A 16632-nucleotide genomic window follows, 5' to 3' on the forward strand; every position below is an offset into this window, starting at 1 on the left:
GTTATGTCATCCATGGCATGAAATGTGAGGGGGCCACCGGCGAGACGGCGGACCTCTCACCGGGTGCCGATCCTCCCCCGCCGGCCCGAGGAGCGCCGGGAGACGCCACGGCTCGCCACGCACGGGCGTGGACGCGCCTCCAGTCACCCGGCCGGCACTGATCCAAACCCCATGCCGGAATGATTTTCACCTCGTCCCGCCGCATAGGTGAACCGCCGGCGGTCAGTCGGACCCCGCCGAACCACCCGTAGACCACGAAGATCGGGCAAACACCTTCTCTCCGCATGTCGCAATCACCTCTCGCCGCTCCCCCGGCGTACTAGAAAGCGGCCTAGAGAAACCGTCGTGGTGTCTCATGCCGGAAACGGGCCGGCGAGACCACGCGGGTATTCCCCGTCCGAGCCACGGGCGCCGGAACGTCAGGCGCACGGGGGGCCATGTCCCCCGCGCGCCCCCGCACGCGGCCAGCGGACAAGGATGAATGTGAACAGCTACCGCGTTCTGCGCAACACCGTTGTGACCATGCTCGCCGCCTCAACCATGGTCGGGTCGATGGCGATCGGGCGAGCCGAGGAGATGGGGCAGGCCGAGGAGGCCGGTCAGATCGGGCAGGTCGGGCAGGTCGGGCAGGCCGAAGCCGAGCAGGCCGGGGAGATCGCGGAGCCGGCCCTGAGGGCGCCGACGAGGACGATCCACCGGGCCGTCTGGTTCACCCGGACCGCCCCCAGGATCAGGCCGGTCGTGCGAGCTCCGAAGGTCAGGAACAAGGCGATCGCGTTCCGCCTCGTCGCCCGCCGCTCGTGGTCCCACGACCAGTTCCAGTGCCTGGACAGCCTGTGGACCAGGGAGAGCAACTGGAATCATCAGGCGCACAACCCGTCATCGGGTGCCTACGGCATCCCCCAGGCGCTGCCGGGCTCGAAGATGAGCGACAGCGGCGGGGACTGGCGGTCGAACCCGATCACGCAGATCCACTGGGGTCTGCGCTACATCAAGAGCCGCTACGGGTCACCGTGCGGCGCCTGGGGTCATTTCCGGTCCAGCAACTGGTACTGACCGCGCGAGGAGTATCCAGGGGAAGGGAGCACTCCTCGGACGCCCGGGACCTCCGGGTCCCGGGCGTCACCCCGCGAGCCGTACGGCGATCGCCTGGATGAGCAGGTCCAGGCCGAACGCGAACTCCGCCTCGTGGTCGCACTCGGCCAGCTCAGCGGCCACCCCGTTCACCCGCGGGAACAGCAGGGGATCGACATCGCCGACCTGGATGTCGGAGCAGTGCACCGGGGCGAACGTCGGGGTGACCCCGACCTCGCGCAGCAGCGAGCCCACGATGTAGGCGATGAACACCCGCAGGACGCGCAGCGCGTCACGCCCGTCGAACCCGGCGCTGTGCAGCGTGGCCAGAGCCCGCTCGACCGCCGGAAGCCCCGCGGTCGACTGGAGTCGGCGGCTGACCACCACCATCGTGCAGCGGGGGTGGTGGTGCGCGATCTGCCGGAACGCGAGCGCCTGCGCCCGCACCCGATCGGGCCAGCCGGCGTCCGGATCGTCGATGAACTCGATCTTCGAGAGCACGGTCTCGGCCACCCCGTCCAGCAGCGCGGACTTGTTGGGCACGTGGTTGTAGAGGGACATCACCCCCACCCCCAGATCCGCCGCGATCCTGCGCATGGACACCGCGTCGGCACCCTCCCGCTCAATGAGGTCGATGGCGGCGGCGACGATTCGCGGTCGGGAGAGCGGCTCGGCAGACATAAGGCCCATTGTCTACTCCTCCCGGCGCCCGCACGCCGTCCACGCGCGACTCCGTACGCCCCCCGCCGGGGCGGCGTACGGCTCACCGGAACGGGCGGCCGGCGAGCAGGTCCGGCGGGACCACGCGACCCACCGGGCGGGACCGCCGGAGCCCTCCCGGGCCGGCGTCCAAAGCCCTATCGGATCAACATGAAAACGGCTGCTCCGGCGGCGACGGCGAGGGTGGCGAACCAGGCGATGAGGGCGTCGGCCCTGTTGTCGAGGGGGCTGCACTCGTGGAGGGCCCGCTGGACGCGCTGGTAGCGGATACCGGTGCGGGCGAGCAGGAGCGCACCGCAGGCCGCGGCCAGGACGAAGGGGATCGCGGCGGCCGGTGGGACGCCGGCGCGCAGCGCGACGCCTCCCGCCCCCAGGCTGCCGACCGCCAGCAGGGCCGCGGTACGGACCCAGGCCAGCCGGGTCCGCTCACTCTGCAGGCCCTCGTCCCAGATGCGGGTCATCGGCCCATCAGGATAAGGATCATGGCGAGCACGGCCACGGCCGCCACGCCGTACCCGAGGACGGGGGCCAGCGCGGGCGCCGGAAGCGGGGCGGCGCTGCGCAGGGCGCGCTCAACCCGGCGCCAGCGAGGGTAGGCCATCGCGGCGGACAGGGCCGACAGCGACACCAGGGTCAGCGCCAGCACCGTCCGCATCCAGGGGACGAAGACATCGGCGGAGACCGCGGCCATCGCGACACCGCCCGCGCTCAGCGCGAGCGACGTGCTCAGCCAGGTCAGAAAGGTGCGTTCGTTCGCGAGCGTGAACCGAGGGTCCGGTTCGTCTCCAGACGTAGCCATACCACCGACGCTACTTCCACCCCTTTTCCCCTAGAGAACCCGGGAATGTTTCTTACCGGGAGTCAAGGGGAAGGGAGCCGAACCTCAGCCGCAGGCGGAGGTCAGCTGCTCAACCCACTTCACCGAGTCCGTCGCGACCTTCTGCGCCGCGTCGACCGCGCCGTTGGCATCGGTGACGTTCAGGCCCTCCAGGGACTTGCCGATCCCGTCGGCGGCCTCCTTGAGCGTGGTGTTGGACGCCTTGTCCGCCAGGTCGCCGAGCTTGGCGCCCCCGTCGTTGAGCGCCTTCTCCATCGCGGCGGGGTCGTCGACCAGGCCGGTGATCTTCTGCAGGGTGTCGGTGACGATGCCTGTGGCCTGCAGGCACTGCTGAGCCTTGTCGATGCCCTCGGAAGCCTGCCGAACCTCCGAGCATCCGGTGGTGACGACAAGAGCGGCCAGCGCGGAGGCGGCGAGAACGGGGATCCGTCGCGGAAGGGGGCGCATGCCCAGACCCTACCCAACGAACCGATATCACAGGGGCATCCATACCGGCTCGTTACCGGTCGGATCCGGCGGGCACGGGGAACGGACGGGGCGGGGAGTAAGGTGGAACCGCCCTCGGCGTTCGGCTGAGCGTCGCCCCGAGTGACCACGGACCGCCACAACCCGCGACGGTGACCCGCCGGCATCCGCGACGCCACCCGGCGCCCGCGGCGGATCGGCCGGCCTCCGGGAGGAGGTCCTCCGGGACCGTCAGAGACCCACGAGGGAGAACATGCCCACCTGCGAACATCTCACGTCGGCCCAGGACCCGCCCCCGCGCACACCCGAAGGATGCCAGGAGTGCCTGGCGATCGGCGGCAGATGGGTCCATCTGCGTAAGTGTCTGTCCTGCGGGCACGTCGGCTGCTGTGACTCCTCACCCAACAAGCACGCCACCGCCCACTTCAAGGAGGCCGGCCACCCGGTCATCACCTCCTTCGAACCGGGCGAGCACTGGCGGTGGTGCTATCTCGACAACATCGTCGGCTAGCTCCGCGACCGGCTCGTGATCGACCCGGCGGGCTAGTCGCGCTCCAGGGTGGCCTCCTCGAAGTCGAGCTCGTGGATGACCCTGCTGAGCACCTCGTCGTCGATGCGCCCCTCGTCGCGCAGGCGTACGAACACCTCGCGCCCGGCCGCCAGCATCTCCCTGCGCAGCCGCCGGTAGACGGTGCTCGGCGTCTCCTCGCCCTCGGGCCCCGTGCCCCCGCCGAGCCGTTCCCAGGCGGTGAGCGCCCGGCGTTCGGCCCGGGACCTGAGCTGCTCCACGACCTCCTCGTGCACGTCGGCGACGCCCTCGGCCACCAGTTCCTCCAGCCGGGCGAGCTCGGCGGCGGCCGCCGCCTGCTGGGCCTCGGCCTCGGCGAGGTTGTCGGCGAAGGCCTCCTCCTCGTTGGAGACCCGCAACCGCCGGATGAGCGCCGGAAACGACATCCCCTGGAGCAGCAGGGTGCCGATCACCACCACGAAGGTGAGGAAGAGCAGCGTGGGCCGGCCGGGAAATCCCTGCGGGATGGCGAAGGCCGCGGCCAGGGAGACCACCCCGCGCATGCCGGCCCAGCCCACCACGACCACGTTCTCCCAGGGCGGCGGACGCGGCTCGCGCCGCCGGATGCCCCTGAAGAGGACCCTGGGCAGGTAGACGCTGGGCACGATCCAGACGGCCCTGGCGAGGACGGTGGCGGCGAAGACCGCCAGCGCCATCCCGGCGAGCCTCCAGGGGCTCTCCCCCTCCAGCTCCCGCATGATCGGCCACAGCTGCAGGCCGATCAGCACGAAGACGACCGTCTCCAGGAAGAAGTCCACCACCCGCCAGACGGCGTCGGACAGCAGCCGGGTGCCGAAGCCCGCGCGGGGCATGCGGTGGCCGACGTAGAGGCCGACGATCACCACGGCGATCACGCCGGAGGCGTGCGCGGCCTCGGTCGCGAGATAGACGCCGAACGGGATGAGCAGCATGACGGTGTTCTCGACGAGCGCGTCCCGGAGCCTCATCAGTATCCACGTCAGGCACCAGGCCAGGACGAGGCCGATCGCCACGCCGCCCGCCGCGGAGTAGAGGAAGCCGGCGAAGGCCTCCAGCCGGCTGATCCCCTCCCCCAGTGTGGCGGCGACGGCCACCCGGTAGACGGTGAGCGCGGTGGCGTCGTTGAACAGGCTCTCCCCGATCAGGATGGTGACCACCCTGCGTGGAAGCCCGAGCCTGCGCGCCACCGCGACCGCGGCGACCGCGTCGGGCGGCGCGACGATCGCGCCCAGCGCGAACGCGGCGGCCGGCGGCAGGGCGGGCAGAAGCAGATGGGTGACCCAGCCGACGACCAGCGTGGTGAACAGCACCAGGCCGACCGAGAGCAGCGCGACCGGACGGCGCACCGCCTTGAGCCTCAGATAGGAGCTGTCGATGGCCGCGGAGTAGAGCAGCGGCGGCAGGAAGACCAGCAGGATCAGCTCGGGGTCCAGCTCGTAGCCGGGCACCAGCGGGGACAGCACCAGCCCGGCCGGCACGAGCAGCAGCGGCGCCGGCCAGCCCCTGCGCCTGGCCACGGTCGCCACCGCGATGGCGACGATCGGCACGGCCAGCAGTCGCACGGCCGACACCTGATCCATGCCACTCCCCACCCGTTTACGGGTGATCAGCCTATGGGAGACCCGCTACCCGCGCGGCATCCGCCACGACGGGGCCCCGCGGCTCACCACTCGCGGCGCTCGTCACGGTCGTCACGGCGCTGCTCGTCGTAGCGCTGCTCCGGGCGGAGCCGCTCACCGGTGGAGTGCGGCGGATCCTGGACGTAGGGGCGCGGCACCCGCTGGCCGGGCTGCCGGCCGCGCAGTCCCAGCGGATCGGACGGGTCCACCTCCTGCTCGTAGGCGGGCGGCGTACCGTACAGGTCGCGCAGGTCCGCCGGGTGACCGGCCTGCGGGGACCGCTGGGCGCCGAACCCGTAGGGGTCGGGCTGGGAGGGGGCGGGATAGCCGTAGGGGTCGGGCTGCGCGGTGCCGTAGGCGGGCTGCTCCGGGAATCCGGAGGGGTCGGTGGAGTGCCCGGGCGGGGGGTGGGGGGCCGGGTGCGGCCGGTGGCCCGAGGCCGGGAACTGCTCGGCGTGAGGGGCGAAGGGGTCCACCGGCTGCTGCCTGGTGGGCGGGGGGGCGAAGGGGTCCACCGGCGCCGGGGGGACCGTGCCGTACGGATCCGGCTGCCGGCCCTGCGGCGGCATGCCGTAAGGGTCGGACTGCGGGCCCGGCGACGGCGCGGCGAACGGATCGGCCTGCGGGGGGGACGGGGTGAACAGATCGGGTTGCGGGGACGGTCCGGCGAACGGGTCGGGCTGCCGGACGGTGCCGTACGGATCCGGCTGACGGCCGTGGGACGCCAGGCCGTACGGGTCGGCCTGACGGGCCTGTGGCGCCCCGTAGGAGTCGGGTTGCGGGGACGGCGCGCCGTACGGGTCGGGCCCCTGCGGCGCGTAGGGGTCGCCGGGCAGCTGGTAGGGCGGGTCGCCGGGACCGGAACCGAGCGGGTCGCCCGGCTGCGGCTGCCCGTAGGCCAGGGAGTCGTTCACGATCATGTTCTCCCGCGGCACCGCGTCGGCCGGGCCGTATCCGGCGAGCGCCCGTTCCTGGGATCGGTCCAAAGGCGACGCGACACCGCGTGCGACCAGTACATCGGTGGGGCTGAGGGCCGCGGCCTGGCGCGGTTCCTCCGGCGGGGCGATCACCTGGGTGGCCGGGTCGGGGTGCTGCGGCGGCCGCGGGTAGTCCTCGGGACGGGGCCGGGCGTACTGCCCGGTGCCGGGGAACTCGCCGTGCGCCGGGTAGCCGGGCCGATCGGCCGTCTGGGGTTGCTCGTCGACCTCGTCGGGATACTGGCCTCCGGCCTCGACGAAGCCCTCGTCAAGGGTGTCCACCAGGCGTCCCACGTCGTTCATGGGCATGCGGAAACTCGCGGTGCACATCTCACCGCGCCACAGGCTCAGCACCAGGGTGCCTTCGTGCCAAGTGACCCGGAGCACCCGCTCCTGGCCACGCTCGTCAAAGAACACCTCGCCGAACGACGGCAACGGGACAACTTCCGACATGGAGGACATAGTGCTTTAACCAGCCTTTATTAGTCCACTCAACCTCGGGAAACCCTACCGAACCGGTCTTTCCGTCCCCATCCTCCGCCTGGTTAACACCCCAGCGGACGATCTTCCTTGACCTTATCCAGGTCGGCGAGCCGGATGATCCAGCCAGTTTGCCATGCGATACGAGCCTCACGTTCCGGAATACCGGGATGCGTCCGCCAGATGACTCCCCGGAGCCAGCCACGTCTGTCGGGAGGAGCGGGTACGGTTGGCTGTCGTGCCGACCGACTCCATCGCTCCCGCCGAAGACGCCTCCGCCGCAGGGGACATGCCCCCGGTCGAGGAACTGCTCAGCACCGCCGTGACCGCCGTGGGCGGGGCCGAGCGTCCCGGCCAGGTCAAGATGGCACAGGCGGTGGAGGAGGCGATCCGGTCCGGCGACCACCTCGCCGTCCAGGCGGGCACCGGCACCGGCAAGTCCCTGGCCTACCTGATCCCCTCGATCCGGCACGCCATGGCATCCAAGGGCGCCGTGGTCGTCTCGACCGCCACCATCGCGCTCCAGCGCCAGCTCGTCGACCGCGACCTGCCCCGGCTCGCCGAGGCGCTCGCCCCGGAGTTGCCGCACGAGCCCACGTTCGCGATCCTCAAGGGCCGCCGCAACTACCTGTGCCGTTACAAGGCCAGCGCGGGATGGCCCGACGAGGAGCAGGACCAGCTCTTCGACCCGCGCGAGGTGAGCACGACCGGGCGGATGGTCCAGCGCATCCAGGAGTGGGCCCAGGAGACCGAGACCGGCGACCGCGACGAGCTGGTCCCGGGCGTCAACGAGCAGTCCTGGCGGCAGTTCTCGGTGAGTTCCAGGGAATGCCTGGGCGCCACCCGCTGCCCGAGCGGAATGGAGTGCTTCGCCGAGCTGGCCCGCGCCCGCGCCGGTGAGGCCGACATCGTCGTCACCAACCACGCGCTGCTCGCGATCGACGCCATGGAGGACTTCTCCCTCCTGCCCGAGCACGACGTGGTCGTGGTGGACGAGGCCCACGAGCTGGTCGACCGGGTCACCTCGGTGGTGACCGGAGAGCTGTCGGAGCAGACGGTGGCGCTGGCCGTGCGCCGGGTCGGGAGGCTGATCGAGCAGTCCGTCTCCGACCGGCTGCTGGAGGCGGGGGAGGATCTGAAGTCCCTGCTCGCCGCCGCGCCCGCCGGACGCCTCGACGAGCTCCCCGACGTGCTCGGGCTGACCCTCGCCCTGGTACGCGACTCGGCATGGGGGTGCGTCACCGCGCTGGGCCCCCGGATGGGCGGCGACAAGGACGACCCGGAGGGCGCGGGGCTGCGCAAGGCGGCCTTCACCGCCCTGGACGAGGTCCACGACACCGCGCAGCGGATGCTTGAGGCGTTCGGCCACGCCGAGGAGGTGGACCGGGCCGAGGTGGTCTGGCTGGAGGCGGGCACCGAGCGTCGCCCGCCCCTGCTGCGGATCGCCCCGCTGACCGTGGCGGGCATGCTCCGCGACAAGCTCTTCGGCGACCGCACGGTGGTGCTGACCTCCGCCACGCTCGCCCTGGGCGGCGCCTTCGACGGCCTGGCCCGTCAGTGGGGCCTCGGAGCCGGCGACGAGAAGGACAGGCGGGCCGGCTGGACCGGCCTGGACGTCGGCTCGCCCTTCGACCACCCGCGCAGCGGCATCCTCTACATCGCCAGGCACCTGCCCCAGCCGGGCCGCGACGGCCTGCCCGAGGTCTACCTTGAGGAGATCACCGAGCTGATCCAGGCCGCGGGAGGCCGGACCCTGGGCCTGTTCTCCTCGATGCGCGCCGCCAGGGCCGCCACCGAGGCGCTCCGGGAGAGGCTCGGCGTGCCCCTGCTCTGCCAGGGCGACGACTCCACGATGCTGCTGGTCAAACGGTTCGCCGAGGACGAGCCGACCTGCCTGTTCGGCACCCTCTCCCTCTGGCAGGGCGTGGACGTGCCGGGGCCGTCCCTGCGGCTGGTCGTCATCGACCGCATCCCGTTCCCCCGCCCGGACGATCCGCTGAGCTCGGCCCGCCAGCGCCACGTCGCCGCCAAGGGCGGCAACGGCTTCATGTCCGTGGCGGCCACCCACGCCGCCCTGCTGCTCGCCCAGGGCGCCGGCCGCCTGCTCCGCAGCCAGCACGACCGGGGCGTGGTCGCGATCCTGGACCCCCGGCTGGCCACCGCCCGCTACGCCGGCTTCCTCCGCGACTCCCTGCCCCCCTTCTGGCCCACCCACGACCCCGCCAAGGTCCGCGACGCGCTCAGGCGCCTCGGCGCCGCGTAGGACTCCGCTCCGGGGGGCGTCCTCAGGAGACCGGGACGGAGCCGAGGCCGGGAACCGTTCAGAAGGCCGGGACGGAGCCGGGGTCGGAAACCGGCTCAGGGGCCGGGGCGGAGCCGGTTCAGGGAGCGTTCAGGGGGCCCTGGAGTCGGGGATACCGGGCCGGAGGCGGGGAGTAGGGGCGAGGTCAGGGGAAGATGGTCAGATCCGGGCGCTTGGGGTCGAGGCCATCTCCGGAGGAGCGCCCTCGCAGGCGGCGGGCGACCCACGGGCCGAGATGCTCACGCACCCATCGGACGTCCTCCGCGCGTCTGACCCGGGGGTCCACCCGCCCGCGCGGCGGCCACGTCCTGCGCCAGTCGTCCTCACAGTCGATCCCGAGCACCTCGCACACCTTGGCGGCCACCATCCGGTGCCCCTCCTCGTTCATGTGCAGGCGGTCGTCGCTCCAGGCCCGCCAGTCGCGCAGGCCCTGCATCGACCACTGGTCCACCAGGCGGCAGCCGTACAGGTCGGAGATGGACCTGACGTGCAGGTAGAAGATCGCGAACGTGCCGCGGGCGCGGCGCATGATCGGGGTGTCGCGCGGATCCACACCGGTGAAGAGCAGCACCTCGGCACCGGTGGCGCGCAGGTCGCGTACGGCTCCCGCCAGCCTCCCGGCCATCCGGTCGGGGTCGCTGCCGGGGCGGAGCAGGTCATTGCCCCCCGCGCAGAGGCTGACCAGATCGGGCCGGAGCCCGATCGCGCGCGGGACCTGCTGCTCGACGATCTGGTCGATGAGCCTGCCCCGCACGGCGAGGTTGGCGTAGCGGAACTCCGGATCGAGCGCGGCCAGCCTCTCGGCGACCCGGTCGGCCCAGCCCCGATGGTGTCCGAGCCCCACCGGTCCCGTGCCGCCCCCGGTGGGGACGGGGTCGTTCAGCCCCTCGGTGAAGCTGTCGCCCAGGGCGACGAAGGAGCGGTAGCTCACCCCTGGCTCTCCGCGACGGCGTGCAGCGCGAGCACGTAGGACCTCAGCCCGAAGCCCGCGATGGTGCCGGTGGCCACGGCGGCGACCACCGAGGTGTGCCGGAACTCCTCGCGGGTGGCCGGGTTGGTGATGTGCACCTCGATCAGGGGCGCGGTGCGCTGGGCGATGGCGTCGCGCAGCGCGTAGGAGTAGTGGGTGAACGCCGCCGGGTTGAGAATCACCGGGATCCGGCCGTCGGCCGCCTCGTGCAGCCAGGTGACCATCTCGGCCTCGTCGTCGGTCTGCCGGACCTCCACCGACAGGCCCAGCCCCCGGCCGGTGTCCCGGCAGAGCGCCGCCAGGTCGGCGAAGCTCTCGGCACCGTAGACGTCCGGCTCCCGGACGCCGAGCCTCGACAGGTTGGGGCCGTTGAGAACGTACACGGGCCTCATCTGGTCACTCACCGTTCCTCGCCGGCCGCCCGTCCCCGGCGGAGTCCATGTCGCCCAGCCGCCGTGAGATCGCCGCCGGGCTCACCGGGCGACCTCATGGTAGGCGGCTTCGAGCAGTTCCTCAGGCGGGTCCTCCAGCAGGGACACCTTGGCCAGGTCGTCCAGGACGACGAAGCGCAGCCTGGCCCCCCGGCTCTTCTTGTCCAGCCGCATGTGGTCGCGGAGCTCGGGCCAGGCGTCGCGGCGGTAGGAGGTGGGCAGCCCGACCGAGGCCAGTACCGACCGGGTGCGATCCACGACGCCGGAGCCGATCCGGCCGTCCAGCCGGGACAGCTCGGCGGCGTAGACCATGCCGATGGCGACGGCCTCGCCGTGGCGCGTCCGATACCCCTCGACCCGCTCGATGGCGTGGGCCAGGGTGTGGCCGTAGTTGAGGATCTCCCGCAGGCCGCCCTCTCGCAGGTCGGCCCCGACCACGTCGGCCTTGACCTGGATCTTCCGCTCGATCAGCTCCCTGGTGTGCCGCCCCTCGGGGCGCCGGGCGCCGGCCGGGTCGTCCTCGATGAGCGCCAGGATCGCCGGGTCGGCGATGAACCCCCCCTTGATGATCTCGGCGAGGCCGGCGACGTAGTCGTCACGGGGCACCGAGAGCAGCGTGGCCAGGTCGCACAGAACGCCCGCCGGGGGGTGGAAGGAACCGACCAGGTTCTTGCCCTCGGGGGTGTTGATCCCGGTCTTGCCGCCGATCGCGGCGTCGACCATGCCGAGCAGCGTGGTCGGCACCTGCACGACCTTGACACCGCGCAGCCAGGTGGCGGCGGCGAAGCCGGCCAGGTCGGTGGTGGCTCCCCCGCCGACGCCGACCACGGCGTCGGAGCGGGTGACGCCGTGGCGGCCGAGGTCCGACCAGAGCCCGGCGACCACCTCGACCGTCTTGGCCTGCTCGGCGTCGGGCACCGGCAGCGGGACGACGTGGTATCCGCCGGCCTCGATCGCTCCGCAGACGGGCCGGGCGAGCTCCGGCAGGCCCGCCGGGTGGATCACCGCGACGGTGCGGGCCGAGGGGCCGAGCAGCCCCGGCAGCTCACCGAGCACACCGGTGCCGACCACCACGTCGTAGGGGGCCTCACCGCCGACCTTGATCCTGGAGATCGTCATCGCTCCAGTCCCTTCAGGATCTCGTCGGCGACCTCGTCCGGATCGCGCTCGTCGGTGGCCACGGTGAGCACCGCCAGCCCCTCGTAGATCGGGCGGCGGGCGTCCATCAGCTTCTTCAGCCGGCTGCGCGGGTTCAGCACGAGCAGCGGGCGCGCCGAGGCCAGGCCCACCCGCTGCACGGCCTGCGACAGGCCGACCTCCAGGTAGACGACCGGATGACCGGCCAGCAGCTCCCGGGTGGCCTCGGCCAGGACGGCGCCGCCGCCGAGGGAGAGCACACCGTCGTGTTCGGTGAGCGCCTGCCGTACAGCCCACGCCTCCAGCTCCCGGAAGTGCTCCTCGCCGTCCTCGACGAAGATGTCACTCACCGGCTTGCCCGCTGTGATCTCCACATCGGCGTCGGTGTCGCGGAAGCCGACCTGCAGCCGGTCGGCCAGCAGGCGGCCGACGGTCGACTTGCCCGCTCCGGGGGCACCGACCAGGACCACGCGAGGACTCACTGCGCCTCCTCGGCGGGCGTCCCGGCGGGCCGGGGGACGGATCCGTCCCGGCCGCCGATCCGCCCGCTCACTTGATCACCATCGACGAAAGGTAACCGGACAGGTTGCGGGCGACCTCCTCGACGGAGTCGCCGCCGAACTTCTCGATCGCGGCGTCGGCGAGGATCAGCGCGACCATCGCCTCGGCGACGATCGCGGCGGCCGGGACCGCGCACACGTCGGAGCGCTCGTGGTGGGCCTTGGCGGCCTCGCCGGTCAGCACGTCGACGGTGGCCAGCGCCCGGGGCACCGTGGAGATCGGCTTCATCGCCGCGCTGACCCGCAGCGGCTCACCGTTGGTCATGCCGCCCTCGACCCCGCCCGCCCGGTTGGTGATGCGGCGCACGCCGGCCTCGGTGTTCTCGATCTCGTCGTGGGCCCGGGAGCCCCGGCGGCGGGCGGTCTCGAAGCCGTCGCCGACCGCGACCCCCTTGATCGCCTGGATGCCCATCAGCGCGGCGGCGAGCCGGGAGTCGAGACGGCGATCCCAGTGGGTGTAGCTGCCCAGGCCGGGTGGCAGGCCGTAGGCGAGCACCTCGACGACGCCGCCGAGGGTGTCGCCCTCCCGGTGCGCGGTGTCGATCTCGGCCACCATCGCGGCGCTGCCGTCCGCGTCGGCGCAGCGCACCGGGTCGGCGTCGACCGCCTCCATGTCACCGGGGCCCGGGAGGACGCCTTCGGCGACCCGCGCCTCACCGATCGAGACGACGTGACTGACGATGTCGACGCCGAGGGCCTGCTTCAGGAAGTTGCGGGCGACCTGGCCGAGCGCGACACGGGCGGCGGTCTCGCGGGCGCTGGCCCGGTCCAGCACCGGGCGGGCGTCGTCGAAACCGTACTTCTGCATGCCGGCGAGGTCGGCGTGGCCGGGGCGGGGACGCGAGCGCGGCGCGTTACGGGCCTGGCCCTCCAGCAGAGCCGGATCGACCGGGTCGGCCGCCATGACCGTCTCCCACTTGGGCCACTCGGTGTTGCCCACCCGGACGGCGACGGGGCTGCCAAGCGTGCGGCCGTGCCGTACGCCGCCCACGATGTTCACCACATCCTGCTCGAACTTCATCCGGGCGCCCCGGCCGTAACCCAGGCGACGCCTGGCCAGCGCCCTGTCGATATCGGCCGTGGTCACCTCCACCCCGGCGGGCAATCCCTCCAGGATCGCGACGAGCTCGGGGCCGTGGGACTCTCCGGCGGTCAACCAGCGCAACATGGTGACAAGTCTTCCATGTGCCGCCCACTGAAATGGCCGCGGCTCACTGACCGAGACGTCGATGGGCGAGGTCCGATCCCCCTGCCGGCCCAGCCCCCCACCCCTGCCCGCCTGCCCTCGGGCGGGGCGGGGCCGGACGCCGTGCGCGGGCGGATCTAGAGACCGGCTCCCACGAGCACCGCGCCGAACGCGCCGATGATCATAAACGGGCCGAAGGGGATCTCGGTCTTGCGGTGTGCCCGCCGCAGCGCGATGAGCAGCACGCCGTAGAGGCCGCCGAGCAGGTAGGTGAGGAAGGTCCCGGTGAGCAGGTGGGTCCAGCCGAGCCAGCCCATCGCGCTGCCCAGGGCCAGTGCGAGCTTGGCGTCGCCCAGCCCGACTCCGGCCGGGTTGATGAGAAACAGGAGCAGATAGAAGGCGCCCAGCACCAGGCCGCCGAGGACGGCCCGCGCCAGGTCGCCGGAGCGCTGCTCGGTGAGGGCCGTCACCGACAGCAGGGCGATGAAGCCGGCGTAGGCGGGCAGCGTCAGCCGATCGGGGAGCCGGTAGACGGCCAGATCGACGAAGGCCAGCGGGACCGCGAGCACGGCCAGCCAGCCGAAGGCGGCCAGCTCGCCGGGGGAGGCGATCCCCGCCGCGAGGCTCAGCAGGAGCAGCGCGGTCATCAGCTCGACCGACAGCGGCGGGGGGCCGATCGGCACCGCGCAGTTCGGGCAGCGGCCGGTGGGCCACAGCGCGGGCCACTCCCCCGCCCTCTCCGGCAGCAGGCGGCGGGCGCAGGCGGGGCAGCGGACGCGCGGAGGCCGGTCATGACCGACCGAGTGGCGGAACACGGCCGCGCGCTGGGGACTCCCGGCCACCAGCGCGACCGCGATCGACGTCATGACCCACCAGGGTGGGATCACAGGTCCATCCCGCCGGGCCCGTCCGGCTCACCCGGCCGCGTCCGCGGACCGTCGCCGCCACGGAGTCGTCCGCCGCGCTCAGCCACGGCCCGGCCGCGATTCACCACGTTCGTCCACGGTCCGACCATAAACGGGGTGAGGTGCCGGTGTCCCGGGAAACCCAGGTCAGCCGCGCCCGCGGAACGGCCAGCCGAACCGGCGGCGCCGGGAGGCGGGGACGGCCTCCGCCATCCGCGCCACGATGACCTCGGGTCCCAGCCGGTCGACGGTGCCCGACTCGGCCGCGGCGAACGCCCGCAGGACGCCGCCCTCGATCACGAAGGGCACCGGGCCCGCCACGTCGACGACCACGGCCGCCGCGTCCTCGTGCACCGCCGCCTGACAGACCTGAGGGGTCGTGGCCTGGATGGGGCGGGCGTCGGGGCGCCAGAGCCTCAGCGACTCGATCCCGGTGAAGGCGAGCACGGCCTCGCGCCCGTCCCCGCCGACGAGCTTCGGCAGGGCCATCTCGCTCTCCTTCTCCCGCCGCAGCCCGTCCGCCCCGACCTCGGACTCCGTCAGCAGGGCCACCACCGGGACGAGCAGCCGCGCCCCGCCCAGCGCGGCCAGCACCGCGCCCGCGTCGGCGCCACCGGCGGAGAAGGCCGCGAGCGTGGACGACACGGCGGCGTCGGCGGCACCGTCGTCGCCGGGGACCAGGGGCTGGGGAATGCTCGGCACGTCTCGGGAGCCTACCCGCGCCGGAGACGGGGGTGGAACACGGAGAGTCAGCCCAGGTCGGCGATGGCGGCCACCGGCCCGCCGCCGCTGGGGCCCTGGTGGACCGCGGCGACCGAGACGAAGACGGCCGGGTCTCCGGTGACGCTGGCCGCGACGCCGCCGACCGCGGCCTTGATCTGGCGGTGCCAGTGCACGTCGGAGTCGTCGAGCATGATGTTGCGGCGTCCCCGGACGCTGCCCGACGGGTCGGCCTCGCACTTCATGAAGACGTTGACCAGCCTGCCGCCCAGATCGGAGGGGTGGGGGCGGTCCGGCAGGTCGATCCCGCTGGAGCGGATCGCCTCCCAGATGCCGTCGGCGTCCAGCGCGTCCCTCATGACCGAGTGGCCGATGCGGTAACGGCCGCCGATGCCCCGGACGTTGCCGACGACCACGATCTGCGCGCGGTCGAGCTCGACGCCCGAGGAACAGGACGCGACCGAGGAGTAGAGCGACAGGTCACGGTGGATCCGCCCTGCCTCGGGCATCTCGATCTCGCCGAGCGCGACGGCGACGCCGAGGGCGGTGGTGGAGTTGGAGATGTCCATGGAGGGGCCGGTGTCCTCGATGACCACGTCCCTGCCCCGGGATCTGGCGTCGTTGATGGTGTCCAGGGTCAGCAGGGGTGTCTTGGTCTGGACGTAGTGGACGTCGGCGGGGTCGTCGATACCGGCGATCTTCATGGCCTCGCGGACGCCCGCCGCGACCTTCTCCACCATGGCGGGGCGGCCGATGTCCTCGGGAAGGATGACGTCGCTCATCGCGACGCCGACGCTGACGCGCGGCTCATCGCCGGGCTCGGCGTTCGCCGTGGTGGCGAAGATCGTCGCATGCGGGCTGAGCACGCCGTCGGTGCCGCCGGACCACACCAGCGGGACGCTCTCGGGGGACGGATGCCCCTTGGCGGCGAGCACCTCACGGAAGGCGCGGTCGGCCAGGATCCGGGTGTAGTCGTTCACCCCGCCGTTGCCCTCGGTCTTGCCGATCACCGCGAGCACCCGGTGCGCCTCGATCACCCCGTCGTCGATGAGCCTGCTCAGCCCGGAGGCGTCGGTAACGCTCTCGATCGCCACCTTGCGCACTTCAATCGGTTCCGGCATCACTGCCACCTTTCGGCCCTTCGACAGGGCACGTCAATCGGGTCAGACTCACTCTCGCACCACGGTGTCCGCCTCCCCGGTGACCGCCGCTCCGAGACCGGCCGGGCAAGTGCGCGTCACCCGGTCGCCACCTCGCTCGGCGGAGGTCGCCGTGGGTGGGGCACACCCGGCGACCGGCCGGCGCGGTCAGCGGTCGTTCACCCACACCGCGACGCTAACCGCCCCTCCGGCCCGACTCATGGTCACTCCTTGCCCAAGGAGACGCCGTTCTTCGATGAGAATCGCCGTCTTGGATACCGGCGCGGCCTCTCGGTCACCCCCTTTTCCGTCTCTCCGGTCACCCCGAACGCGGCAGCCGGCACCATCTGCCACCCCCTGAGAGACGAAGTACCGAAAACAGCTAAAACAGCATCCAATGGCATCTACGTGCGACGCGCTCTTCGGAAACCCCCTGCCGCCGAGGTCGTCACCGATGTTCAGAGGCGGCATCCGCCCACCGGGCACACCCTCCGACCTACCGAAGGAGGGAGGGCCCACCGCCTTCTCAGCACCGCCGGACTCGCCGGACCGCCTGTCGGCC

At 72.4% G+C, this 16632-nt stretch carries 17 protein-coding genes; 3 read left to right on the forward strand and 14 right to left on the reverse strand.

Going from position 1 to position 16632, the window contains the following annotated elements:
- Positions 1-483: 483 nt before the first annotated feature.
- Positions 484-1056 carry a lytic transglycosylase domain-containing protein gene (locus ABZ194_RS01740; RefSeq protein ID WP_355590781.1) on the forward strand — a complete coding sequence of 191 codons (573 nt, stop codon included), beginning with the start codon at positions 484-486 and terminating at the stop codon, positions 1054-1056.
- A 66-nt stretch (positions 1057-1122) separates the two neighbouring features.
- Here the strand turns inward: ABZ194_RS01740 and ABZ194_RS01745 are convergent, their stop codons facing one another.
- The 4 genes from ABZ194_RS01745 to ABZ194_RS01760 form a co-directional block, all read right to left on the reverse strand.
- Entirely contained in the window at positions 1123-1755 is a 633-nt protein-coding gene (locus ABZ194_RS01745; RefSeq protein ID WP_355590783.1) for a TetR/AcrR family transcriptional regulator C-terminal domain-containing protein, read from the reverse strand.
- A gap of 176 nt (positions 1756-1931) precedes the next feature.
- Entirely contained in the window at positions 1932-2255 is a 324-nt protein-coding gene (locus ABZ194_RS01750) for a DUF202 domain-containing protein (protein ID WP_355590786.1), read from the reverse strand.
- Positions 2252-2593 carry a DUF202 domain-containing protein gene (locus ABZ194_RS01755; RefSeq protein WP_355590789.1) on the reverse strand — a complete coding sequence of 114 codons (342 nt, stop codon included), beginning with the start codon at positions 2591-2593 and terminating at the stop codon, positions 2252-2254. Before ABZ194_RS01755 ends, ABZ194_RS01750 begins: the two co-directional genes overlap by 4 nt.
- 84 nt (positions 2594-2677) lie before the next feature.
- On the reverse strand, positions 2678-3079 hold the full coding sequence (locus ABZ194_RS01760; protein ID WP_355590792.1) for a hypothetical protein: 402 nt from the start codon (positions 3077-3079) through the stop codon (positions 2678-2680).
- A gap of 271 nt (positions 3080-3350) precedes the next feature.
- Between ABZ194_RS01760 and ABZ194_RS01765 the strand changes: the two genes are divergently transcribed.
- The gene (locus ABZ194_RS01765; protein ID WP_355590795.1) at positions 3351-3608 is read left to right on the forward strand and encodes a UBP-type zinc finger domain-containing protein; all 258 of its coding nucleotides are present in this window, start codon (positions 3351-3353) and stop codon (positions 3606-3608) included.
- A 32-nt stretch (positions 3609-3640) separates the two neighbouring features.
- On the opposite strand, the gene ABZ194_RS01770 is transcribed toward ABZ194_RS01765, so the two are convergent.
- Together ABZ194_RS01770 and ABZ194_RS01775 are read right to left on the reverse strand one after the other, a co-directional pair.
- On the reverse strand, positions 3641-5224 hold the full coding sequence (locus tag ABZ194_RS01770; protein ID WP_355590798.1) for a Na+/H+ antiporter: 1584 nt from the start codon (positions 5222-5224) through the stop codon (positions 3641-3643).
- Between the two features lie 83 nt (positions 5225-5307).
- Positions 5308-6693: a hypothetical protein gene (locus tag ABZ194_RS01775; RefSeq protein ID WP_355590801.1), complete on the reverse strand. Its 1386-nt coding sequence runs from the start codon at positions 6691-6693 to the stop codon at positions 5308-5310.
- 316 nt (positions 6694-7009) lie between these two features.
- Between ABZ194_RS01775 and ABZ194_RS01780 the strand changes: the two genes are divergently transcribed.
- On the forward strand, positions 7010-8983 hold the full coding sequence (locus ABZ194_RS01780; protein WP_355591462.1) for an ATP-dependent DNA helicase: 1974 nt from the start codon (positions 7010-7012) through the stop codon (positions 8981-8983).
- A gap of 184 nt (positions 8984-9167) precedes the next feature.
- Here the strand turns inward: ABZ194_RS01780 and ABZ194_RS01785 are convergent, their stop codons facing one another.
- The 8 genes from ABZ194_RS01785 to ABZ194_RS01820 all read right to left on the reverse strand — a co-directional run bounded on the left by ABZ194_RS01785 (position 9168) and on the right by ABZ194_RS01820 (position 16052).
- Entirely contained in the window at positions 9168-9953 is a 786-nt protein-coding gene (locus ABZ194_RS01785; RefSeq protein ID WP_355590804.1) for an SGNH/GDSL hydrolase family protein, read from the reverse strand.
- Entirely contained in the window at positions 9950-10384 is a 435-nt protein-coding gene (aroQ, locus tag ABZ194_RS01790) for a type II 3-dehydroquinate dehydratase (RefSeq protein ID WP_355591465.1), read from the reverse strand. The genes ABZ194_RS01785 and aroQ overlap by 4 nt, the downstream gene beginning before the upstream one ends.
- Before the next feature lie 81 nt (positions 10385-10465).
- Positions 10466-11542: a 3-dehydroquinate synthase gene (aroB, locus tag ABZ194_RS01795; RefSeq protein ID WP_355590807.1), complete on the reverse strand. Its 1077-nt coding sequence runs from the start codon at positions 11540-11542 to the stop codon at positions 10466-10468.
- Complete coding sequence (locus ABZ194_RS01800) at positions 11539-12042, reverse strand: shikimate kinase (protein ID WP_355590810.1); 504 nt, start codon at positions 12040-12042, stop codon at positions 11539-11541. The genes aroB and ABZ194_RS01800 overlap by 4 nt, the downstream gene beginning before the upstream one ends.
- Positions 12043-12109: 67 nt before the next feature.
- Positions 12110-13288 (reverse strand): chorismate synthase, encoded by a 1179-nt coding sequence (gene aroC, locus ABZ194_RS01805; RefSeq protein WP_355590813.1) that lies wholly within the window; start codon positions 13286-13288, stop codon positions 12110-12112.
- 155 nt (positions 13289-13443) lie between these two features.
- Positions 13444-14172 (reverse strand): A24 family peptidase, encoded by a 729-nt coding sequence (locus ABZ194_RS01810; RefSeq protein WP_355590816.1) that lies wholly within the window; start codon positions 14170-14172, stop codon positions 13444-13446.
- 186 nt (positions 14173-14358) lie between these two features.
- On the reverse strand, positions 14359-14913 hold the full coding sequence (locus tag ABZ194_RS01815; RefSeq protein ID WP_355590819.1) for an SseB family protein: 555 nt from the start codon (positions 14911-14913) through the stop codon (positions 14359-14361).
- A 47-nt stretch (positions 14914-14960) separates the two neighbouring features.
- A complete protein-coding gene (locus tag ABZ194_RS01820) occupies positions 14961-16052 on the reverse strand; it encodes a ring-opening amidohydrolase (protein WP_355590822.1) in 1092 nt (363 codons plus the stop codon).
- Positions 16053-16632: the final 580 nt, after the last annotated feature.

Source organism: Streptosporangium sp. NPDC006007, assembly GCF_040614315.1.
Taxonomy (GTDB): Bacteria; Actinomycetota; Actinomycetes; order Streptosporangiales; family Streptosporangiaceae; genus Streptosporangium.